This window comes from Antarctobacter albus (genome assembly GCF_900101505.1).
Classification (GTDB): Bacteria; Pseudomonadota; Alphaproteobacteria; order Rhodobacterales; family Rhodobacteraceae; genus Antarctobacter; species Antarctobacter albus.
Window position 1 is genome coordinate 74,470 of record NZ_FMZI01000001.1, and the last position, 19,934, is coordinate 94,403.

A 19,934-nucleotide genomic window follows, 5' to 3' on the forward strand; every position below is an offset into this window, starting at 1 on the left:
ACGGAACATTGCCGAAGGCAAGAGGCGGCCCGCGCCGCCCAACAGGAAAGGCAGGGGACTCATGGTTTCACGCGTAATTCCGGTCGACCCTTTCGATCTGGTGATTTTCGGGGCGACGGGCGATCTGGCCCGGCGCAAGATCCTGCCTGGGCTGTTCAGGCGCTTTTGCAGCGGCCAGATGCCCGAGGACGCACGGATCATCGGTGCCGCTCGCAGCGACATGGACACCGAAGGGTTTCGGCGCATGGTGGCCGAGGCCACACGCGAGTTCGGCGGTGGCCGTCATTGCGAGGATGGCACGCTGGAACAATTCCTCGAACGTATCGACTACGAGGCGGTCGACGCGATGGGGGAAGGTGGCTGGGAGGCGCTGAAGACACATCTGCGGCCGGGGACGGTGCGGGCGTTTTATTTCTCGGTTGGGCCGGCGCTGTTCGGTGCGCTGGCGGAACGGCTGCGGCATTTCGGGCTGGCGGATGACGAAAGCCGCGTGGTGGTCGAGAAACCCTTTGGACATGACCTGGACAGCGCCAAAGCGCTGAACGCGACCCTGCGCCAGCACTTTCACGAGGATCAGATCTATCGGATCGACCACTACCTGGGCAAGGAAACGGTCCAGAACCTGATGGCGGTTCGGTTCGGCAACATGCTGTTCGAACCGCTGTGGAACGCGCAGTACGTCGATCACATCCAGATCACCGTGGCCGAAACCGTCGACGTGGGCGGGCGTGGTGGCTATTACGACAAGTCCGGCGCCATGCGGGACATGGTGCAGAACCACCTGATGCAGTTGCTGTGCCTGATCGCGATGGAACCGCCTGCGCGGTTCGAGCCGGATTCGGTGCGGGACGAAAAGCTCAAGGTGATCCGGGCGCTGGACCCGGTGGACTATCATCATATCGTGCGCGGCCAATACGACGCGGATGACGACCAGCCCGGTTATCGCGCCCATGTGGAAAATCCGCGCTCGACCACCGAGAGTTTCGTCGCGATGAAATGCCATATCTCGAACTGGCGTTGGGCCGGAACGCCCTTCTACCTGCGCACGGGCAAGAAGCTGCGGGCCCGGGCCAGCGAGATCGCCGTGGTCTTCAAGGATGCACCGCATTCGATCTTTGGCCCCGAGGCAGGCACGCATCGCAACGTGTTGTCGATCCGGTTGCAGCCCAATGAGGGCATGACACTGGGCGTGACCATCAAGGAACCGGGGCCGGGCGGCATGCGGCTGGTGGATGTGCCGCTGGACATGAGCTTTGCCGAGGCACTGGGGCCGGAAGCGGAAGAGGTCCCCGATGCCTACGAGCGGTTGATCATGGACGTGATCCGGGGCAATCAGACCCTGTTCATGCGCGGTGACGAGGTCGAGGCCGCCTGGGCCTGGACCGATCCGATCATCGCCGGATGGCAGAGCCGGGGCGAGGTGCCGAAACCCTATGACCCGGGCTCGGCCGGGCCGGATGATGCGTTGATGCTGATGCATCGCGACGGGCGCCGCTGGCGCGACATCCGCGTATGAGCCTGGCAAGGCAAGGGAGGCCGGGAGCATGAGTTACGAATTCATCGAGTACCAGGACCGGGAGATGCTGGTCATCGACCTGGCCAACCAACTGGCCGGCGATTTGCGGCAGGCCCTGTCCCAGCGCGACCGGGTCGGTTTCGCGGTGCCGGGCGGGACCTCGCCCGGGCCGGTCTTCGACGATCTGAACACCGTCGACCTTGACTGGTCGCGCGTCGACGTGCTGCTGACCGATGAACGCTGGGTACCAGAGGACAACCCGCGGTCGAACACCGGCCTTCTGCGTGAGAGGCTGCTGATCAATCGGGCGCAAGCGGCGCGGTACCTGCCGCTCTATGCCCCGGCGGAACAGCCGGAAGGGGCGCTAGAGGCGCTGCAGGCGCCAATTGCCGAGGAACTGCCTTTAGCGGTGGTTCTTCTGGGCATGGGGGCCGATCTGCACACGGCCTCGATCTTTCCGGGGGCAGACCGGCTGGAAGAAGCCCTGTCCGCCAAGGCGCCCGTCCTGCTGCCGATGCGGGCGCCGGGCGCGCCCGAGCCGCGCATCACGTTGAGCGCCCCGGTGCTGAACGGGGCGCTGTCCAAACACGTCCTGATCTTTGGCGAGGACAAGCGTGCCGCGCTGGAAAGCGCGCGCGGCAAACCGGTCGCAGAGGCGCCGATCAACGCGGTCCTGTCCGAGGCGCGGGTGCACTGGGCGCCGTAAGCTGCGCACCGGGGTCGCAAATCTGTCATTTTCCGCCTGCTATGGGGTGGGCACATTTTCAAAGGGTCGCATCACGGGCGGCGAGGGGGATGGAATGTTCGAAGAACTGAAAACACTGGCCACAGGCATCGGCGAGCGCCGGATCGAAACGCTGTTCGCGGATGAGGGCCGGGCAGGGGCGTTCTCTTTGTCCGCAGAGGGTATGCTCTTCGACTATTCCAAGACGCAGATCGACGCCGAGGTGCGCGCAGGCCTGCTGGCCCTGGCCGAGGCGCGCGGCGTGGCGGCCCGTCGGGACGCGATGTTCGCCGGGGAAAAGATCAACGAGACCGAGGGGCGCGCGGTGCTGCACACAGCGCTGCGCAACCTGGACGGGGCCGAAGTGCGGGTGGATGGTGTGGACGTGATGCCGCCGGTGCTGGAGACGCTGGGCCGCATGGAGGCCCTGGCGCGCGAGGTTCGCGGCTCGGGCATCACGGATGTCGTCAATATCGGCATCGGCGGCTCGGACCTTGGCCCGGTCATGGCGACGCTGGCGCTGGCGCCTTATCACGACGGACCGCGCACGCATTTCGTGTCGAATGTCGATGGCGCAGATATTGCGGACAAGCTGGCGCTGTGTAACCCCGAAACAACGCTGTTCATCGTTGCCTCCAAGACCTTCACCACCATCGAGACCATGACCAACGCGCGCACCGCCAAGGCCTGGCTGGCCGGCAAGGGCGTGTCGGACGAGGGGCGTTTCGTGGCGCTGTCGTCGAACCAGGAAAAGGCAGCGGAATTCGGCATCCCGGCGGACCGCGTGTTCGGCTTCGAGGACTGGGTCGGTGGGCGCTACTCGGTCTGGGGGCCGATCGGTCTGTCGCTGATGCTGGCAGTGGGGCCGGAGGGGTTTCGCGCCTTCCTGACCGGCGGCATGAAGATGGACCGCCATTTCCAGGCGGCACCCCTGGCCGAGAACCTGCCGGTGCTGCTGGCGCTGGTGGGCATCTGGCACAACCAGGTGCTGGGCCATGCCACGCGCGCGGTGCTGCCCTATGACAACCGATTGCTGCGCCTGCCCGCCTACCTGCAACAGCTGGAAATGGAATCGAATGGCAAGGGCGTCAGCATGGACGGCGCCGATCTGCCCTATCACTCCGGTCCGGTGGTCTGGGGAGAGCCGGGCACGAACGGTCAGCACGCCTTTTACCAACTGATTCACCAGGGCACGCGGGTGATCCCGGCGGAATTTCTTGTCGCGGCAAAAGGCCATGAAGCTGATCTGAAACATCACCACGACCTGCTGGTGGCCAACTGCCTTGCCCAGTCGGAGGCACTGATGCGTGGCCGCGATTTGAACGAGGCGCGCGGCAAGGTGGCGGACAAGTTCGAAGGCGACGAGTTGGAACGGCAGGCGCGGCACCGGGTGTTCCCGGGCAACCGTCCGTCGACCACGCTGATCTATCCGCTGCTGGACCCCGAAACGCTGGGCAAGATCATCGCGCTTTATGAACACCGGGTTTTTGTCGAAGGGGTGATCCTTGGTATCAACTCCTTCGACCAATGGGGGGTGGAGCTGGGCAAGGAGCTTGCGACCGCCCTTGGGCCGATGGTGACGGGGGCTGCGCCGGTCGAGGGAAAGGACGCGTCGACCGCCCAGCTTTTGGAGTTCGTGCATACGCACGGACGCGGCTGAAGTTCCGGCTGGCGAAAAAAATATAGTGGGGAACAGGAGCGAAAAGAGACACGTTCTTCAGGCAGATCGAACGGAAAAAACGGAAGGAGTTCAACATGAAACGCTTCATGATGACCGTCGCTGCAACCGCTCTCATCCCCGCTGTCGCTCTGGCGGAAAGCCATGAAACCGGTGATGCGATGGACCCGGCCGCCGACCCGATGCCGATGGAGCAGGCCGACACCGCGGATCCGATGGCCGCTGACCCGGACGTCGCCAAATCCGACGATCCGGAGGTGACCGACAAGGATATGGCCGAGAGCGACGATCCGGCCGCACCAAAAGCGGATGCCACGGATACCGCAAGGGCCGACACCGGGCTGACCGCGCCGGTCAAGGCCTCGGTGATCGTCGGTGCGCCGATCTACACCCTGTCCGCCTCGGAGAGCGTGGATTGGGACGTGAACGTGAGCTATGACACCGTGGCCGACGAATGGACGCGCATCGGCTCGATCGACGATTTCATCGTCGACGAGAACGGCGAGATCATGGGCCTCGTGGCCGAGGTCGGCGGTTTCCTGGGGGTGGGTGACAAGTTTGTCATGCTACCGATGGATGAAACCAAGATGATCATGGTGAGCGAGGCGGATTACGCCGTCGTCACGCCGTTCACCAGCGATCAGCTGTCCGAAATGGAACGGGTGGAGTAACTCGCTGCAAGGGCAAAGCAATTGCGCCCGGGGCCCAGTGCCCCGGGCGTTTTCGTGCGCGTCATCCGGGAATGTTGAAACCCGGCGCGGCGAGTTCGAAACCTTCGAAGCGGAAGCCAGGTGAGACGGTGCAGCCCATAAGGGTCCAGTCGCCAAGGGACTGCGCGGCCTGCCAGTGACCGGCTTCGACGATGCCCTGCGGGCGCTGACCCCGGGCCAGGTCCGGCCCCAGAACCATGTCGTCACGTGGGCCATTGTCGGTTGCGGACCGCATCAGGCGCAGCGGGCTGCCGGCGTAGTAATGCCAGATCTCGCCGGCATCGACGCGGTGCCAATGGCTGCGCTCCTCCCCTTTCAGCAGGAAATAGATGCAGGTTCCCGGCGCGCGTTCGCCGTTGCCGGCGTCGGCCTCCCATGTCTGCCTGTAATGCCCGCCTTCGGGGTGTGGTGACAGGCCCAGAAGGGCGATGATCTCGTCAGCGGTCATGCAACGTACGGTCCCGTGAGGATTGGTTAAGAGCTGCGACGCACCCTCAGGCCATCGAGAGTGAACCGAGCAGGAGAGACTGGATGTCGACTCTGACCCCCCGCGTCCGCAGGATGGCCGAGGAAATCGTTGCCCGCGAGGGCGGATATGTCAACGATCCGGACGATCCGGGCGGTGCCACGAAATATGGTGTCACGATACATACAATGCGCCGTCTTGGGCTGGACCTGGATGGCAACGGGCGCGTCGATGCCGCCGATGTGCGCCAGATCACCCGCGAACAGGCGGTGACGATCTTCCTGACACATTACTTCCTGAAACCGCGCATCGCCGAATTGCCGGAGCCGCTGCACGCCACGGTCTTTGACATGTATGTTAATGCGGGTGGCAACGCGGTGAAGATCCTGCAGCGCCTGCTGAACCAGATGGGCGAACAGGTGTCTGTGGATGGCGTCATCGGCCCGCAGACCATTGCCGCCGCGGCGCGCGCCTATGCAAAGGCGCCGCATCACATGGCGGACGCCTACGGGATCGCGCGGCGCAACTATTACTTCCGCATCGCCGACAATCGCCCGAAGTCGCGCAAGTACGCGCGGACCCGCGCCGGCGGCAAAGGCGGCTGGATCAAGCGCGCCGAGGAGTTCATCGCGCCCAAGTACCACATGACGGAGGCCGAGTTTCACGCACGGGTGGCGGCATGGGGCTGATCGGTCAGCTTCTTGGTGTGCTGTTCGGCTCTGGCCGCAACGTGGTGACGGAGACGGCGGAGGTGTTCCGCGTCAATGCCGAGGCCCAGGCGCAGCGCGGCGCCGAGGCACAGGCCGCGGCGCTGGCGCAGATGGCGGGCGAGTTCCGCATTCGCCGTCGCGGCTGGTTCGACAGGCTGATGGACGCACTGAACCGCGTTCCGCGTCCGGCGATGGCCCTGGGGACGCTGGGCATGTTCGTGGCGGCGATGGTCGATCCGGTCTGGTTCGCGGCGCGCATGGCGGGCATCGCGCTGGTGCCGGAGCCCCTGTGGTGGCTGCTGGCGGCCATCGTCAGTTTCTACTTCGGCGCGCGCCACCAGGCCAAGGGGCAGGATTTCCAGCGTGACCTGGCGGTGACGATGGCGGCGGTCCCGCAAGTGGTGCAGACGGTCAAGGATGTCGAGGCGCTGCGAAATGCGACTCCGGATGCCGATGCCCCGGTCGAAACCGCGACATTCGAGGTGCCATCGGACAACCCGGCGCTTGCCGACTGGAGGCGGACCGCCGGCTAGCCGCTCTCCTGGTTTCGGTGCGATGACCGCGCTCCTGCACCGGGGCGCGGCTTTTTGATGGAGCAGGGCGGCACGCATATCATTGCGACAATGTGATCGGGGTATCCGGGCGAAAACGATTGGCCCGGAAGGGCGGCGCAACTATAACCCGAGACATGATTACAGAACTCGGACACTTCGCCCTGATCCTGGCCTTCCTGGTCTCGCTGGTTCAGATGGTCATGCCCCTGGTGGGCGCGCACAAGCGGTGGCCCGGGTGGATGGCCGTTGCAGAACCGGCGGCGACGCTGCAATTTCTGCTTGTCGCAAGCAGTTTCGCAGCGCTGACCTATGCCTTTGTCGTCTCCGACTTCTCGTTGAAGCTGGTCTATGAGAACAGCCACTCCGCCAAACCGATGATCTACAAGATCTCGGGCGTCTGGGGGAACCACGAGGGGTCCATGTTGCTCTGGGTACTGATCCTGGCGCTCTTCGGGGCCTGCGCGGCCTGGTTCGGCACCAATATCCCACCGACTTTGCGCGCCCGCGTGCTGGCAGTGCAAAGCTCGGTCTCGGCGGCGTTCTATGCCTTCATCATCTTCACCTCGAACCCGTTCACGCGTCTCAGCATTCCGCCGATCGACGGCACGGACCTGAACCCGTTGCTGCAGGACCCGGGGCTGGCGTTTCACCCGCCGTTTCTCTACCTGGGGTACGTCGGGCTGAGCATCTGTTTCAGCTTTGCGGTCGCCGCCTTGATCGAGGGACGGGTGGACGCGGCCTGGGGACGCTGGGTGCGCCCCTGGACTCTGGCGGCCTGGATCTTCCTGACCATCGGCATCGCGCTGGGGTCGTGGTGGGCCTATTACGAACTGGGCTGGGGTGGCTTCTGGTTCTGGGACCCGGTCGAGAATGCCAGCTTTATGCCCTGGCTCTTTGCCGCAGCGCTGCTGCATTCCGCCATCGTCGTGGAAAAGCGCGAGTCGCTTAAAAGCTGGACCATCCTGCTGGCAATCCTGGCTTTCGGTTTCTCGCTGATTGGCACCTTCATCGTGCGGTCCGGCCTGCTGACCTCGGTCCACGCCTTCGCCAATGACCCGGTGCGTGGCAAGTTTATCCTCTATATCCTGCTGTTCTTTACCGGCGGTGCGCTGACGTTGTTCGCGGCGCGGTCGAACGTGATGGAATCCAAGGGCGTCTTCGGCGTTGTCAGCCGTGAAAGCGCCCTGGTGGTGAACAACATTCTTTTGGCGGTTTCCAGCTTTGTCGTCTTCGTCGGCACCATGTGGCCCTTCGTGGCCGAAATGTTGTTCGACCGGAAGCTGTCGGTAGGTGCGCCCTTCTTCAACATGGCCTTCACACCCTTCATGGTGGTGCTTGGGCTGATCCTGCCAGTGGGCGCGATGATCAGCTGGAAACGGGGCAAGCTGGATCGCGTGCTGCGGTCTCTGACACCTGCCTTCGGTCTTGCCATCGCGTTGATGGGGCTGGTCTGGGCGATGCAGACCGGACGCAGCCTGATGGGACCGATTGGCGTTTTCCTGGGCACCTGGATCGTTGCCGGGGCCGTCACCGACCTGATCGGGCGCACCGGCCAGTCGCGGGATTTCTCGCGCCTGCTGCGGTTGCCGCGCGCGGAATGGGGCAAGGCTGTCGCCCATGCGGGCCTTGGGATCACCATGTTGGGGATCGCCGGGCTTCTGGCCTGGCAAGAGGAAGACATCCGTGTCGCCCATATCGACGAACCCTGGACCGTTGGGGATTTCGAATTCACCCTGCTGAGCGTCAACAGGGTTCAGGGGCCGAACTACAACTCCACGATGGGGGAGGTCAGGGTGACGACCGATGGGCGTGAGATCGCCGTGCTGAACCCGGAGAAACGTGTTTACCCGGTGGCCCAGATGCCCACGACCGAGGCAGCCATCGACTACCGCGTGATGCGGGACGTCTACGTCGTGATTGGCGATCCGCAGGACAATGGCGGATGGGTCATGCGGATCTATATCAAGCCGCTGGCCAACTGGATCTGGGCCGGGGCGATCATCATGGCCCTGGGCGGCTGCCTCAGCCTGTCCGACCGGCGTTACCGGATTGCCGCCGGAGCGCGGAAATCGGCACCGGCACAGGGGGTGCCCGCGGAATGATGGGGAACACCGGGCGGCGGGGCCGGGCCCCGTCCTACATTCTTGGCCTGTTGTTCGCCCTCGTGGCCAACGTGGCGCTGGCGGTTCAGCCGGACGAGATGCTGGACGATCCGGCGCTGGAGGCCCGGGCGCGAGATATTTCCGCCGGGCTACGCTGCCTCGTCTGCCAGAATGAAAGCATCGACGAAAGCAACGCCTCGCTGGCGCGTGACCTGCGCATCCTGGTGCGTGAGCGGATTATGGCGGGCGACACCAACGAGGAAGTGGTGGCGTTCATCGTAGATCGCTACGGCGAGTTTGTCCTGCTGAAACCCACGACAGGAGGCTGGAACTGGCTGCTCTGGGCCTCGGGGCCGGGGCTGTTCCTGCTGGCGCTGGTCGTGGGTATGGCCTATGTGCGCCGCCGCTCGCTGGCGGCCGGGACAGGGGATGAGGGGCTGTCTCCGGAAGAGCAGAAGCGCCTGGACGAATTGCTGAAGGGCGAGGAGGGCTGAGGCCCCCGGGCGTCGTCAGGCTGGCGCGCCCATCTGTTTTGCCACGAACCACTGTGTCCCACAGGGGGTGCGAAACCCGCCGCGACGGTCGCCGTCGCCCTTGTCCAGCATTGGTTGGATTTCTTCCGCCCCCAGTTCCAGCGCCTTTGCATGCGCCGCATCCGGATCGGGCAAATAGAGATGCACGACCGTTCCGGCGGCGCCTTCTGCCCCGCCCATCATCAGCACGGAATCCCCGATGCGGCACTCTGCGTGCAGGATCCTGTCACCATCGTGAAAGACCCGCAGCCGGGTGGCGCCAAAGACGGTCTCGCAGAACTGCAGGACCGCCTCGGGATCGGAAACGACGAGATAGGGCGAAAGATCTGTATAGCCGTCCGGTTTGTAGCTCATGGACGCAAGCATGACAGGCGGGGGCTGCCAGGGTCAACGGCGATGGACCGGACCCCGGCTTTCTGCTAAGCGGTTTTCACGGGTCCGCAGTTCACCCAGGCGCCGCCTTTCGCTAAACCTGCGACAGCATGATCCCGTGGATTGCCTTCGCGATACCCCTGGACAAGGGCGGCCCTCCTTTCCCCGATATGGGGACGCGGTATCGGTGACGGAGGACATCATGTCTCGTGATCCCATTGCCCTGACCATTCCCGATCTCTCGGCCTTTGCCAAGTCCCTGCGCGCAGGGTTGGACAACCCGCCCTCGCACCTCGAGATGCTGGGGCTGATTGCCCGCGCTGCGGGCTATCGCAACTACCAGCACATGCGCGCGCGGCTGGGCGACAGCCCGGCAGAGCCTCTGGACGACCGCGCGGTTGCCCGCGCCGCCCGGTTCTTTGACGATGCGGCCCGGTTCACGGACTGGCCAGGGCGCACATCCGTACAGGGCCTCTGCCTCTGGGTGGTCTGGGCGCAGCTACCGCCGGACACCAGCTGGACGGAACGTGAGATCAGTGCCCGGATCGACAGGCTTTGCGTCTTTCGCGATGCGGCCCAGATCCGCCGGGCGATGATCGAACACGGGCTTTTGCGGCGCGAGCGGGACGGCAGTGCCTATGTCCGGCTGGAACGGCGTCCCAGCGCCGAGGCGCGTGCCCTGATCGCCCGCGTGTTGCGCCCGTGACGCGGCGTTTGGCTTTGCCATTCCCCCGGCTGCGATGTTTGATGCCGCCAAGGTTACAGGGAGCACACCCATGCAATATGACATGATCACCTACGCAGTGGCCGAGGACATCGCCACCGTGACGCTGAACCGGCCAGACGTGATGAACGCACTGAACACCCAGATGCGGGCCGAGATTACCGATGCGGTCGAGCGTGGCGGGCGCGAGGCGCGGGTTGTCGTGCTGACGGGCACCGGCCGGTCGTTCTGTTCGGGGCAGGACCTGGGCGATGGCGGCAATGCCGCCAACCTGGATCTGGAGCGGACCCTGCGTGACGAATACGTACCGATGCTGCGGGCGATCTATGACTGCCCGGTGCCGACCATCAGCGCGGTGAACGGCGCGGCGGCGGGGGCGGGCGCCAACCTTGCGCTCTCGGCTGACGTGGTGATCGCGGCGGAATCGGCGTTCTTCCTGCAGGCTTTCACCCGGATCGGGCTGATCCCGGATGCGGGGGGCACGTGGTTGCTGCCGCGGCAGATGGGGCTGGCCAAGGCAATGGGCGCGGCGCTGTTCGCCGAAAAGATCACGGCGGCGCAGGCGGATGCCTGGGGCATGATCTGGGAAGCAGTGGCCGACGACGTCTTTGGCGCCCATGTCGCGGCGCGCGCGCGGCACCTGGCGCAGGGGCCGACGGCGGCCTATGCGCGTGTGAAACAGGCCCTGCGCGCCTCGTACGACAACGACCTGGAGGCACAACTGGGTGTCGAGTCGAAACTGCAGGGGGAATGCGGCAAGACGCGGGACTTCAAGGAGGGGGTCGTGGCCTTTCACGAAAAGCGCCCGGCGGTTTACGAGGGGCGGTGAGGCCTGCAGGGGGCTCTGCCCCCGCCTTCGGCTCCCCCGGAGGTATTTTTCGGCCCAAAGAAACAGCGAGGGGGCCAATGGAAAAGGCCCGGGCGGTGTGCCCGGGCCTTTTCATTTTGATCTGTCCCGCCTTCAGCGGTTTTCGATGTCGACGTAGTCGCGCATGGTCTCGCCCAGGTAGAGCTGGCGCGGGCGGCCGATCTTGTTCTGCGGATCGTTCAGCATTTCCTTCCACTGGCTGACCCAGCCGACGGTGCGCGACAGCGCAAAGATCGGCGTGAACATGGAGGTCGGGAAGCCCATCGCCTCGAGGATGATGCCCGAGTAGAAATCGACGTTCGGGAACAGTTTCTTCTCGGAGAAATAGGGATCGGCAAGCGCCTGTTTCTCCAGTTCCTTGGCGGTGGCGAGGATCGGGTTGTTCTCGACGCCCAGCAGGTCCAGCACCTCGTCGGCGGACTGTTTCATGACCTTCGCGCGCGGGTCGAAGTTCTTGTAGACCCGGTGGCCAAAGCCCATCAGGCGGAAGCTGTCGTTCTTGTCCTTGGCGCGGGCGATGTACTCGGGGATGTTCTCGGGCGAGCCGATTTCCTTGAGCATTTCCAGGCAGGCCTGGTTGGCGCCACCGTGGGCCGGGCCCCAGAGGCAGGCGATGCCGGCGGCGATGCAGGCAAAGGGGTTGGCACCCGAGGACGAGGCCAGGCGTACGGTCGAGGTCGAGGCGTTCTGCTCGTGGTCGGCGTGCAGGGTAAAGATCCTGTCCATCGCGCGGCTCAGGATCGGGTCGACGACATATTCTTCGGCCGGGACCGAGAAGCACATGTGCAGGAAGTTCGCCGCGTAATCCAGGTCATTGCGCGGATAGACGAAGGGCTGGCCGACCGAATACTTGTAGGCCATCGCGGCGATCGTCGGCATCTTGGCGATCAGGCGGTGCGATGCGATCTCGCGCTGGCGCGGATCGTTGATGTCGGTCGAGTCGTGGTAGAAGGCCGCCATCGCGCCGACCACGCCCACCATCACGGCCATCGGATGCGCGTCCCGCCGGAACCCCCGGAAGAAGTTGTACATCTGCTCGTGGATCATCGTGTGACGGGTGATCGTGTTCTCGAAGTTCTCGAGTTCATCGGCCTTGGGCAGGTAGCCGTAGAGCAGCAGGAAGCAGACTTCGAGGTAATGCGATTTCGAAGCCAGCTGGTCGATCGGGTAGCCGCGATGCAGCAGCTCGCCCTTGTCGCCGTCGATGAAGGTGATGGTCGAATCGCAGGAGGCGGTCGAGGTGAAACCGGGGTCGTAGGTGAAGACACCGGCCTGGCCGTAGAGCTTGCGAATGTCGATCACGTCCGGACCGGCGGTCGGCGAATGCATCGGCAGTTCAAAATCCTTGCCGTCGATCGAAAGCGTCGCGGTCTTGCTGGTCTCAGCCATGCTTGTCATCCCTCTTATATCGTGAAGCGGGGCCGTGAGACGGCCCTGCCGGTTGAAGTCACATGGCCGGTCCGGGGCTTCAGCCCTCTTGTTCGGCCGCGGCCCGGGCCAGGCGCGAAAGGCTTTCGTCGCGGCCCAGGACGAGCATCATGTCGAAGACCGAAGGCGTCACGGCGCGTCCGGCAAGAGCGGCCCGCAGCGGGCCGGCCAGCTTGCCGAACTTGGTCCCCTGATCCTCGGCGAAACGGTTCAGAACCGCCTCCAGTTCGTCTCGGGACCAGCTAGCATCTTGCAGGTGCGGCGTCAACGAGGCCAGTATACCACGGGATACCGTGTCAAGGTTCTTCGATGCCTTCTCATCCGGCTGAATTGGCGTATCCGTCAAAACAAAATGCGCCTTTTCAAGTAGTTCCGGCAGTGTCTTGGCCCGGTCCTTGAGGCAATACATCGCACGAAGCAATCCGTCACGCTGCGTCGCGGTCAGGGCGGATTCGCCTATGGCTGCAAGAAACGCCTCGATTTCTTGCAGCAGTGCAGCATCGTCGCTGATCGCGATGTGCTGGCCGCAGAGGTTTTCCAGTTTCTTGAGATCGAACCGGGCCGGCGACTTGCCGATCCCGTCCAAGCCGAACCACTCCTGCGCCTGCGCATCGGTAAAGAATTCGTCGTCGCCGTGGCTCCATCCCAGCCGCGCCAGGTAGTTGCGCATGCCCGCCGCCGGGTAGCCCATCTTCTGGTATTCGTCGGCGCCAAGCGCGCCATGACGTTTAGACAGTTTCTTGCCGTCCGGTCCGTGGATCAGGGGGATATGCGCGTAGACCGGCAGCGGCCAGCCCATCGCGGCATAGATGCCCATCTGCCGCGCGGCGTTGTTGAGGTGGTCGTCGCCCCGGATCACATGGGTCACGCCCATGTCGAAATCGTCGACCACGACGGCCAGCATGTAGACCGGCGTCCCGTCCGAGCGCAGCAGCACCATATCATCCAGCTGGTCGTTGCGGATGGTGACGCGTCCCTGAACCTGGTCCTCGATAACCGTCTCGCCGTCCTGCGGTGTTTTCAGGCGGACAACATGGGGGGCGTCCGGATGCGTGGCGGGATCGGCATCGCGCCAGGGGCTCTGGAACAGCGTCGAGCGCCCTTCGGCCCGGGCCGCTTCGCGGAAGGCCTCGATTTCTTCCTGCGTAGAGAAACACTTGTAGGCCGCGCCCTTGGCGAGCAGCTGATGGGCAACCTCGGCATGGCGGGGGGCGCGTTCGAACTGGCTTACGACCTCGCCGTCATGGTCCAGTCCCAGCCAGTCCAGCCCGCGCAGGATTGCCTCTGTCGCTTCGGGGGTCGAGCGCGCGCGATCCGTGTCCTCGATCCGCAACAGGAACTTGCCGCCACGGCCCCGGGCATAGAGCGAGTTGAACAGCGCGGTGCGGGCGCCGCCGATGTGCAGGAAACCGGTGGGCGAGGGGGCAAAGCGGGTGACGACCTGGGCGTCGGACATCTTGGTTAACCTTTTCATAACGGCATCGGGGCTAGGCTTTGCCGTTCCTTAACGAGCCGCCCAACGGGGGGCAAGCATGGGTCAGGTCCTGACGTGGCTGGCCGCCCTCCTCCTGGGGCAACGCGGCCATCTATTTCCCTGGGCGCCGGTTTGCCTGGCAACCGGCATCGGGGTCTATTTCGCGCTCCGCGCCGAGCCTTCGGCGGCGGTGCTCTGGGCCTGTGGCGGGCTTGGCTGTCTTGCCCTGGTCCAGCATCGCGCCGGACCGCTTTGGGGGCCGCTCCTGGGCGCGGTTGCGCTGGCGGCGGCCGGGTTCGCTCTGGCGGGTGTCCGGGCGCAGCAGGTGGCCGGGCCGGTGCTGGATTTCCGGTACTACGGCGCGATCGAGGGACGCGTGATCCAGATCGACCGCTCTGCCTCGGACGCGCTGCGGCTGACGCTGGACCGGGTGGTGCTGGAACGCATGGACCCGGACGAGACCCCACACCGGGTGCGGGTCTCCTTGCACGGGACACAGGGCTATCTCGATCCGCGTCCGGGCCAGGTGGTGATCCTGACCGGGCACCTGTCGCCCCCCGGCGGCGCGGTCGAACCCGGCGGGTTCGATTTCCGCCGCCACGCCTGGTTCCTGCGGTTGGGGGCCGTGGGCTATACGCGCTCGCCGGTCTTGCTACTGGAAGAGGCGGGCGAGGGCCTGCCGGTGGCGCGGATGCGGCTGTGGTTGTCAGCACGGGTCCAGGCGGCCCTGCCGGGAGAACGGGGCGCCTTTGCCGCCGCGATCATGACCGGGGACCGTTCCGGCATGGGGCAGGATACGTTGCAGGCCTTGCGGGACAGCAACCTGGCGCATTTGCTGGCCATCTCGGGCCTGCACATGGGACTGTTGGCGGGTTTCGTGTTCGCGGCCCTGCGGCTGGCCCTGATTCTGCCGCGTCACGCGCGCCATCACTGGCCCGGCAAGAAGCTGGCGGCCCTAGGTGCGTTGCTGGCCGCCGCGGGTTACCTTGCACTTTCGGGTGGCAACGTGGCGACGGAACGGGCCTTCATCATGGTGGCGGCGGCGCTCTGCGCGCTTATGCTGGACCGCCGGGCATTGAGCTTGCGCAGCGTGGCCATTGCGGCGCTGGTGGTCCTTGTGATGCGGCCCGAGGCGCTGCTGGGGCCGGGGTTCCAGATGTCCTTTGCCGCCACGACCGCGCTGGTCGCGGTCTTTGAACAGTTCAGCCTGCTCCAGCGCGACCGCAATTGGCCACGCTGGATCGCGCCGATCCTGTCGGTCGTGGTGTCCTCGGCCGTGGCAGGGGCTGCGACGGCCCCGGTGGGTATGGCACATTTCAACCAGGTGGCACATTATGGGCTGTTGGCGAACCTGGTGGCCGTGCCGGTCATGGGGGTCTGGGTGGTGCCGCTGGCGGTGCTGGCGGCGCTGCTGATGCCCCTGGGGCTGGATTGGATCGCTTTGGAACTTATGGCGCTGGGACTGGGCTGGATCCTGGGCGTTGCGCATACGGTGGCGGGTTGGGAAGGCTCTGTCGGACATGTCGTGGCACCCGGTTCCTGGGTGCTGCCGCTGATTGCCCTTGGCGGGCTGCTCTTGTGCCTTTGGCGCGGCCGTGGGCGGCTGGCCGGGTTGGCGCCACTGGGCCTGGCGGTGGTGCTTTGGGTGGGAACCGACAGGCCCGGGGTGCTGATCTCGGACAGTGGCACGCTGGTGGGGATCATGCTGCCGGAGGGGCGGGCGCTGTCGCGCGACCGCGGTTCCGGATTCGTGGCGGGGGTCTGGCTGGAAAACGACGGGCTGGGTCATGTGCAGCCCGAGGCGGCGGCGCTCTGGCCCGTGCCGGTCGAGGGTCGCGTGGCGCGGGCCGCTATCGGGGATCTCGAGATCCTGCACCTGCAGGGCAAGCGCGCCGCGCGCAGCGTCACCAGCTGCCATTCGGGTCAGATCGTGGTGTCCAGCGTGGCGCTGAGCCTGCCGGGCGGCTGCGAGGTCTTCGACCCGCCGCGCCTCGAAGAGAGCGGATCCGTCGCGGTCTGGCTGAGGGGCGGTGTGCAGGTGGTGACGGACCGTGACCTTTCAGGCCACAGGCTCTGGCACGGTGGCGCGCCGGAACCGGTACGGTTGGCGCGCTCTGCGGTTGCGGATCAGTAGGTGCGGATCAGGCCGACAAGACGGCCCTGCACGGTGACAGCCCCCTGCGGCAGCACGCGCGGTTCGTAGATCGGGTTCGCGGCCTCGAGGACGATCATGTCGCCCTTGCGGCGGAACCGTTTCAGCGTAGCCTCGTAGCCTTCGATCTGGGCCACGACGATGTCGCCGTCCGAGGCATCCGAGGTCTCGCGGATCACCACCACGTCACCGTCGTTGATACCTGCTTCGATCATCGAGTCGCCCTTGACCTCAAGCGCGTAGTGGCGGCCCTGGCCGTGCAGCATCTGCCCGGGGACAGAGACCCCCGGCGCGGGATCGTTGATCGCCTCGATCGGGCGACCGGCGGCGATGCTGCCGACCAGCGGCAGCTCGGCCAGGGTCGCCGGTCCAAGGTCGAAGGCACCCGAGGGCCGGTTGTCGGGGCGGTCGCCCTCGATCACCTTGGGTGAGAACCCGGCAGGTTGGCCGCCAAGGCTTTCGGGCAGTTTCACGATCTCGATTGCGCGCGCCCTGTGGGCGAGGCGGCGGATGAAGCCGCGCTCTTCCAGCGCGGTGATCAGTCGGTGAATGCCGGATTTCGATCGCAGGTTGAGCGCGTCTTTCATCTCGTCGAAACTGGGAGGGACACCATCACGTGTCATCCGCTTGTTGATGAAGTCGAGAAGGTCGAGTTGTTTCTTGGTCAGCATGCTCAGCCCCACAATTGTTAACTTTTGTTCTATGGCTGTTCATGTTTTGTGTCAACGATCATGTGGATAAGCCCTGCGCCCTGTTGCGCATTGGCGTCAACCGGGCGCAGGGAATACCCTGTCCTTGATGGTCTGTGAGGCGCCGCGCGGAGGGCGCTACAGGGGCAGGTAGTCCACCGTATCGCCGATCTGGCGTGCCGCATCGCCCACGGGACGCACCAGCAGCGCGTTCGCCTTGCCCAGGACGCTGAGTAGGCTGGAATCCTGACGGTCCAGGGCCCGGATCCCGTCGCCGTCCAGTTGCGCGCGCATGTAGTGTTCGCGCGGGCCATTCTGCGTGAGCGGGGCACTCAACCGGGCTGTAAGCCGGGGCGCGGGTGCGGTGCCCAGCCCCAGCATTGCCCGGATCACGGGGGCGAGGAAGACGTGACCGCAGACCATCGCAGACACCGGATTGCCCGGCAGGCCCACCATCATGGCACCCTGCAACCGGCCTGACATCAGCGGCTTGCCGGGACGCATGGCGACCTTGTGAAAGGCCCGTTCCATCCCCAGTTCTCCGGCCACGCGCGCCACCAGGTCATGGTCCCCGACCGAGGCGCCGCCGATGGTGACAACCAGATCCGCGTCCCCGACCAGTGAAAATCCGTGGATCAGCGACTCGGACGTGTCGCGGGCGATGGGCAGGATGCGGGGTTCCGCGCCGAGGTCTCGCAAAAGCGCGTGCAGGCCAAAAGTGTTCGAGGCGATGATCTGGTCCGGGCCGGGCGTGTCACCCGGCATCACCAGCTCATCCCCGGTCGAGATCAGTGCGACGCGCGGTTTTCGGGTGACGGGCACCTCGGCAATGTTCATCGCCGCCAGCAGGGCCACGTCCTGCGGGGTCAGGAGCCGGGGCGCCTCGACCGTCTGGCCGATGCGGAAATCGGTGCCAGCGGGCCGAATATAGGGATTTTCGTCCAGATCGTCATGGAGCGTGATGCTCTCGCCGTCGCGGGTCACGTCTTCCTGGATGACGATGCGCGTGGCGCCCTCGGGGACCGGGGCGCCGGTAAAGATGCGCACGGCCTGACCAGGGCCGACGCTGCCTTCGAAACGGGTCCCGGCGGCACTTTCGCCGATCACGGTCAACCTCTGTCCCGGCGCGCTCTCCGCCACTGCATAACCGTCCATCGCCGAGGCGGGAAAGGGCGGCTGATCGCGGCGCGCCGTGACGGGCCGGGCCAGCACACGGCCCGCGGCCTGGACCAGCGGGACGGTTTCCACCGGCAGGGGTGCGGCAAGGGCAAAAAGCTGGTCGAGCGCCTCGGAAACGGAGATCATTTCGCCTCGTAACGCCCCGATTTGCCGCCATCTTTCAACAGAACGCGGATACCGCCGATCTGCATGTTCTTGTCCACCGCCTTGACCATGTCATAGACCGTCAGCGCGGCGGTCGAGACAGCGGTCAGCGCCTCCATCTCGACCCCGGTCTGGCCGGAGGTCTTGACCGTTGCGATGATGCGCAGGCCGGGCAGGTCCGGGTCCTGGGTCAGGTCGACGGTGACCTTGGTCACGGGCAACGGGTGGCAAAGCGGGATCAGTTCGGGCGTCTTCTTGGCGCCCATGATGCCCGCCAGCCGCGCCACGCCGATCACGTCGCCCTTTTTCGCGCGGCCCTCGGTGATCATGGCAAAGGTCTCGGGCGCCATTGTGACGTGGCCCTCGGCGGTGGCGATACGGTCCGTCACCGGCTTGTCCGAGACATCGACCATATGGGCGTTGCCCTGGTCGTCGAAGTGGCTCAGCCCGCTCATGCCGGCACCGGGTTCTTCAGCAGCGCCTGTGTGGCGGCAGCCACGTCCGACTGGCGCATCAGGCTTTCGCCGATCAGGAAGGCGCGCGCGCCGTGCCCGGCCATGTCGGCGAGGTCAGCGGGCGTGTTCAGGCCGGATTCGGAAATCAGGAAACGGTCCTCCGGCAGGCGTTTCGACAGGGTCCGCGTGGTGTCCAGAGTGGTCTCGAAGGTCTTGAGATTGCGGTTGTTGACCCCGATCAGGGGTGAGTTCAGCGCCAGCGCCCGGTCGAGCTCTTCGCCGTCGTGTACCTCAATCAGGGCATCCATGCCCCAGCTCTGTGCGGCATCTTCCAGCTCGGCGGCCTGCGCGTCGCTGACGCTGGCCATGATGATCAGGATGCAATCGGCGCCAAGCGCGCGGGCCTCGGCCACCTGGTAGGTGTCGTACATGAAGTCCTTGCGTAGCGCGGGCAGCGAACAGGCCGCGCGGGCGGCGGTCAGAAAGGGCTTGGCGCCCTGGAAACTGGGCGTGTCGGTGAGCACCGAGAGACAGGTGGCGCCCCCCGCCTCGTAGGCTTTCGCCAGTGCCTCGGGGTCGAAATCCTCGCGGATCAAGCCCTTGGAGGGAGAGGCTTTCTTGATCTCGGCGATCAGGCCGTAACCGCTCTCGGCGGCATCCATCAGGGCACCGGCAAAACGGCGCACCGGCGGCGCGGCGCGGGCTTCGTCCTCGACCGTGCCGAGCGGCTTGGCGGCCTTGTCGGCGGCGATCTCTTCCAGCTTGTAGGCCTTGATCTTGTCGAGAATGGTGGTGGTCATCACGGTCCCTTGGGCGTCGTCCAGTTGATCGGCGTCTGGCCCTTGTCCTTAAGCCAGTCGTTGATGCGGGAAAAGGGGCGCGAGCCGAAAAAGCCCCGGCGCGCGGAGAGGGGCGAAGGATGGGCGCTGGACAGGACAAGGTGGTCGCCGCCGGTGATGTGCCTTGCGAACCCTTGCGCGTGACCGCCCCAGAGCAGGAAGGCCCGGGGACGGTCCGACAGCGCGGCCAGCACCTGTTCGGTCAGTCGTGCCCAGCCCAGTTTCGCATGGGCCCCGGCTTTGCCCGCCTCGACCGTCAGCGCCGTGTTGAGCAGGAGCACGCCCTGCTCGGCCCAGAAGTGCAGGTCGCCGGAATCGGGGCAGGCGCCGAGGTCATCCGTCATCTCCTTGAAGATATTGTTCAGCGACCGGGGCAGGGGGCGCACGTCGGGTTCGACGGAAAAGGCCAGTCCATGAGCATGGCCCGGCGTCGGGTACGGGTCCTGGCCCAGGATCACCACCCGCGTGCGGTCCGGCGGGCAGGCGTCGAGCGCGGCAAAGACCTGATGGGCCGGCGGCAGCACCTGCGCGTCTCTTTGTGCAAGCTGCCCCGCGATCCGGGGCAGATCCTGCACGAAAAAGGGCAGGTGGCGCCAGTTGTCGGGCGGCGTCAGGGC

At 65.5% G+C, this 19,934-nt stretch carries 20 protein-coding genes; 11 read left to right on the forward strand and 9 right to left on the reverse strand.

What is annotated here, in order from left to right:
- Positions 1 to 61 precede the first annotated feature (61 nt).
- The 4 genes from zwf (at position 62) to BLQ71_RS00395 (ending at position 4,589) form a co-directional block, all read left to right on the forward strand.
- On the forward strand, positions 62 to 1,516 hold the full coding sequence (gene zwf / locus BLQ71_RS00380; RefSeq protein ID WP_043139862.1) for a glucose-6-phosphate dehydrogenase: 1,455 nt from the start codon (positions 62 to 64) through the stop codon (positions 1,514 to 1,516).
- A 28-nt stretch (positions 1,517 to 1,544) separates the two neighbouring features.
- Complete coding sequence (gene pgl / locus BLQ71_RS00385; RefSeq protein ID WP_069209865.1) at positions 1,545 to 2,222, forward strand: 6-phosphogluconolactonase; 678 nt, start codon at positions 1,545 to 1,547, stop codon at positions 2,220 to 2,222.
- 94 nt (positions 2,223 to 2,316) lie between these two features.
- A complete protein-coding gene (pgi, locus tag BLQ71_RS00390; protein ID WP_074620324.1) occupies positions 2,317 to 3,900 on the forward strand; it encodes a glucose-6-phosphate isomerase in 1,584 nt (527 codons plus the stop codon).
- 95 nt (positions 3,901 to 3,995) lie between these two features.
- On the forward strand, positions 3,996 to 4,589 hold the full coding sequence (locus tag BLQ71_RS00395; RefSeq protein ID WP_074620325.1) for a PRC-barrel domain-containing protein: 594 nt from the start codon (positions 3,996 to 3,998) through the stop codon (positions 4,587 to 4,589).
- 61 nt (positions 4,590 to 4,650) lie between these two features.
- Here the strand turns inward: BLQ71_RS00395 and BLQ71_RS00400 are convergent, their stop codons facing one another.
- The gene (locus BLQ71_RS00400) at positions 4,651 to 5,076 is read right to left on the reverse strand and encodes a cupin domain-containing protein (RefSeq protein ID WP_074620326.1); all 426 of its coding nucleotides are present in this window, start codon (positions 5,074 to 5,076) and stop codon (positions 4,651 to 4,653) included.
- 83 nt (positions 5,077 to 5,159) lie between these two features.
- Between BLQ71_RS00400 and BLQ71_RS00405 the strand changes: the two genes are divergently transcribed.
- The 4 genes from BLQ71_RS00405 to BLQ71_RS00420 all read left to right on the forward strand — a co-directional run bounded on the left by BLQ71_RS00405 (position 5,160) and on the right by BLQ71_RS00420 (position 8,954).
- Entirely contained in the window at positions 5,160 to 5,783 is a 624-nt protein-coding gene (locus tag BLQ71_RS00405) for a holin-associated N-acetylmuramidase (RefSeq protein WP_229754818.1), read from the forward strand.
- The gene (locus BLQ71_RS00410) at positions 5,774 to 6,337 is read left to right on the forward strand and encodes a holin family protein (protein WP_175459215.1); all 564 of its coding nucleotides are present in this window, start codon (positions 5,774 to 5,776) and stop codon (positions 6,335 to 6,337) included. The genes BLQ71_RS00405 and BLQ71_RS00410 overlap by 10 nt, the downstream gene beginning before the upstream one ends.
- Before the next feature lie 155 nt (positions 6,338 to 6,492).
- Positions 6,493 to 8,460 carry a heme lyase CcmF/NrfE family subunit gene (locus BLQ71_RS00415; protein WP_043139852.1) on the forward strand — a complete coding sequence of 656 codons (1,968 nt, stop codon included), beginning with the start codon at positions 6,493 to 6,495 and terminating at the stop codon, positions 8,458 to 8,460.
- Complete coding sequence (locus BLQ71_RS00420) at positions 8,457 to 8,954, forward strand: cytochrome c-type biogenesis protein (RefSeq protein ID WP_170122569.1); 498 nt, start codon at positions 8,457 to 8,459, stop codon at positions 8,952 to 8,954. Before BLQ71_RS00415 ends, BLQ71_RS00420 begins: the two co-directional genes overlap by 4 nt.
- A 15-nt stretch (positions 8,955 to 8,969) precedes the next feature.
- On the opposite strand, the gene BLQ71_RS00425 is transcribed toward BLQ71_RS00420, so the two are convergent.
- On the reverse strand, positions 8,970 to 9,347 hold the full coding sequence (locus BLQ71_RS00425) for a VOC family protein (protein ID WP_043139849.1): 378 nt from the start codon (positions 9,345 to 9,347) through the stop codon (positions 8,970 to 8,972).
- Positions 9,348 to 9,567: 220 nt separating this feature from the next.
- On the opposite strand from BLQ71_RS00425, the gene BLQ71_RS00430 reads away from it, so the two are divergent.
- Both BLQ71_RS00430 and BLQ71_RS00435 read left to right on the forward strand, forming a co-directional pair.
- Entirely contained in the window at positions 9,568 to 10,071 is a 504-nt protein-coding gene (locus BLQ71_RS00430) for a DUF2087 domain-containing protein (protein WP_074620327.1), read from the forward strand.
- Between the two features lie 70 nt (positions 10,072 to 10,141).
- Positions 10,142 to 10,918: an enoyl-CoA hydratase-related protein gene (locus BLQ71_RS00435; RefSeq protein ID WP_069209860.1), complete on the forward strand. Its 777-nt coding sequence runs from the start codon at positions 10,142 to 10,144 to the stop codon at positions 10,916 to 10,918.
- Between the two features lie 132 nt (positions 10,919 to 11,050).
- Here BLQ71_RS00435 and gltA read toward each other — a convergent pair whose 3' ends face one another.
- The gene (gene gltA, locus BLQ71_RS00440; protein WP_043139843.1) at positions 11,051 to 12,346 is read right to left on the reverse strand and encodes a citrate synthase; all 1,296 of its coding nucleotides are present in this window, start codon (positions 12,344 to 12,346) and stop codon (positions 11,051 to 11,053) included.
- A 79-nt stretch (positions 12,347 to 12,425) separates the two neighbouring features.
- On the reverse strand, positions 12,426 to 13,841 hold the full coding sequence (gene gltX / locus BLQ71_RS00445) for a glutamate--tRNA ligase (protein ID WP_074620328.1): 1,416 nt from the start codon (positions 13,839 to 13,841) through the stop codon (positions 12,426 to 12,428).
- A gap of 76 nt (positions 13,842 to 13,917) precedes the next feature.
- Between gltX and BLQ71_RS00450 the strand changes: the two genes are divergently transcribed.
- A complete protein-coding gene (locus BLQ71_RS00450; RefSeq protein WP_074620329.1) occupies positions 13,918 to 15,993 on the forward strand; it encodes a ComEC/Rec2 family competence protein in 2,076 nt (691 codons plus the stop codon).
- Here BLQ71_RS00450 and lexA read toward each other — a convergent pair.
- The 5 genes from lexA to BLQ71_RS00475 form a co-directional block, all read right to left on the reverse strand.
- Positions 15,987 to 16,682 (reverse strand): transcriptional repressor LexA, encoded by a 696-nt coding sequence (lexA, locus tag BLQ71_RS00455; protein WP_043140079.1) that lies wholly within the window; start codon positions 16,680 to 16,682, stop codon positions 15,987 to 15,989. The two genes, BLQ71_RS00450 and lexA, sit on opposite strands and share 7 nt — an antisense overlap.
- 156 nt (positions 16,683 to 16,838) lie before the next feature.
- A complete protein-coding gene (locus BLQ71_RS00460; protein WP_074620330.1) occupies positions 16,839 to 18,005 on the reverse strand; it encodes a molybdopterin molybdotransferase MoeA in 1,167 nt (388 codons plus the stop codon).
- The gene (gene moaC / locus BLQ71_RS00465) at positions 18,002 to 18,478 is read right to left on the reverse strand and encodes a cyclic pyranopterin monophosphate synthase MoaC (protein ID WP_043139834.1); all 477 of its coding nucleotides are present in this window, start codon (positions 18,476 to 18,478) and stop codon (positions 18,002 to 18,004) included. Before moaC ends, BLQ71_RS00460 begins: the two co-directional genes overlap by 4 nt.
- Positions 18,475 to 19,278: an indole-3-glycerol phosphate synthase TrpC gene (gene trpC / locus BLQ71_RS00470; RefSeq protein ID WP_074620331.1), complete on the reverse strand. Its 804-nt coding sequence runs from the start codon at positions 19,276 to 19,278 to the stop codon at positions 18,475 to 18,477. Before trpC ends, moaC begins: the two co-directional genes overlap by 4 nt.
- On the reverse strand, positions 19,278 to 19,931 hold the full coding sequence (locus BLQ71_RS00475; RefSeq protein ID WP_074620666.1) for a uracil-DNA glycosylase: 654 nt from the start codon (positions 19,929 to 19,931) through the stop codon (positions 19,278 to 19,280). The genes trpC and BLQ71_RS00475 overlap by 1 nt, the downstream gene beginning before the upstream one ends.
- Between the last annotated feature and the right edge of the window lie 3 nt (positions 19,932 to 19,934).

Excerpts from the sequence above, each read along its gene's own strand:
- BLQ71_RS00415 (WP_043139852.1), top strand. The coding sequence starts at position 6,493 with ATGATTACAGAACTCGGACACTTCGCCCTGATCCTGGCCTTCCTGGTC.
- gltA (WP_043139843.1), bottom strand. The coding sequence starts at position 12,346 with ATGGCTGAGACCAGCAAGACCGCGACGCTTTCGATCGACGGCAAGGAT.
- pgl (WP_069209865.1), top strand. The coding sequence starts at position 1,545 with ATGAGTTACGAATTCATCGAGTACCAGGACCGGGAGATGCTGGTCATC.
- BLQ71_RS00410 (WP_175459215.1), top strand. The coding sequence starts at position 5,774 with ATGGGGCTGATCGGTCAGCTTCTTGGTGTGCTGTTCGGCTCTGGCCGC.
- BLQ71_RS00425 (WP_043139849.1), bottom strand. The coding sequence starts at position 9,347 with ATGAGCTACAAACCGGACGGCTATACAGATCTTTCGCCCTATCTCGTC.
- BLQ71_RS00400 (WP_074620326.1), bottom strand. The coding sequence starts at position 5,076 with ATGACCGCTGACGAGATCATCGCCCTTCTGGGCCTGTCACCACACCCC.
- BLQ71_RS00395 (WP_074620325.1), top strand. The coding sequence starts at position 3,996 with ATGAAACGCTTCATGATGACCGTCGCTGCAACCGCTCTCATCCCCGCT.
- BLQ71_RS00450 (WP_074620329.1), top strand. The coding sequence starts at position 13,918 with ATGGGTCAGGTCCTGACGTGGCTGGCCGCCCTCCTCCTGGGGCAACGC.
- BLQ71_RS00420 (WP_170122569.1), top strand. The coding sequence starts at position 8,457 with ATGATGGGGAACACCGGGCGGCGGGGCCGGGCCCCGTCCTACATTCTT.
- trpC (WP_074620331.1), bottom strand. The coding sequence starts at position 19,278 with ATGACCACCACCATTCTCGACAAGATCAAGGCCTACAAGCTGGAAGAG.
- BLQ71_RS00430 (WP_074620327.1), top strand. The coding sequence starts at position 9,568 with ATGTCTCGTGATCCCATTGCCCTGACCATTCCCGATCTCTCGGCCTTT.
- BLQ71_RS00460 (WP_074620330.1), bottom strand. The coding sequence starts at position 18,005 with ATGATCTCCGTTTCCGAGGCGCTCGACCAGCTTTTTGCCCTTGCCGCA.
- lexA (WP_043140079.1), bottom strand. The coding sequence starts at position 16,682 with ATGCTGACCAAGAAACAACTCGACCTTCTCGACTTCATCAACAAGCGG.
- pgi (WP_074620324.1), top strand. The coding sequence starts at position 2,317 with ATGTTCGAAGAACTGAAAACACTGGCCACAGGCATCGGCGAGCGCCGG.
- zwf (WP_043139862.1), top strand. The coding sequence starts at position 62 with ATGGTTTCACGCGTAATTCCGGTCGACCCTTTCGATCTGGTGATTTTC.
- moaC (WP_043139834.1), bottom strand. The coding sequence starts at position 18,478 with ATGAGCGGGCTGAGCCACTTCGACGACCAGGGCAACGCCCATATGGTC.
- BLQ71_RS00435 (WP_069209860.1), top strand. The coding sequence starts at position 10,142 with ATGCAATATGACATGATCACCTACGCAGTGGCCGAGGACATCGCCACC.
- gltX (WP_074620328.1), bottom strand. The coding sequence starts at position 13,841 with ATGTCCGACGCCCAGGTCGTCACCCGCTTTGCCCCCTCGCCCACCGGT.
- BLQ71_RS00405 (WP_229754818.1), top strand. The coding sequence starts at position 5,160 with ATGTCGACTCTGACCCCCCGCGTCCGCAGGATGGCCGAGGAAATCGTT.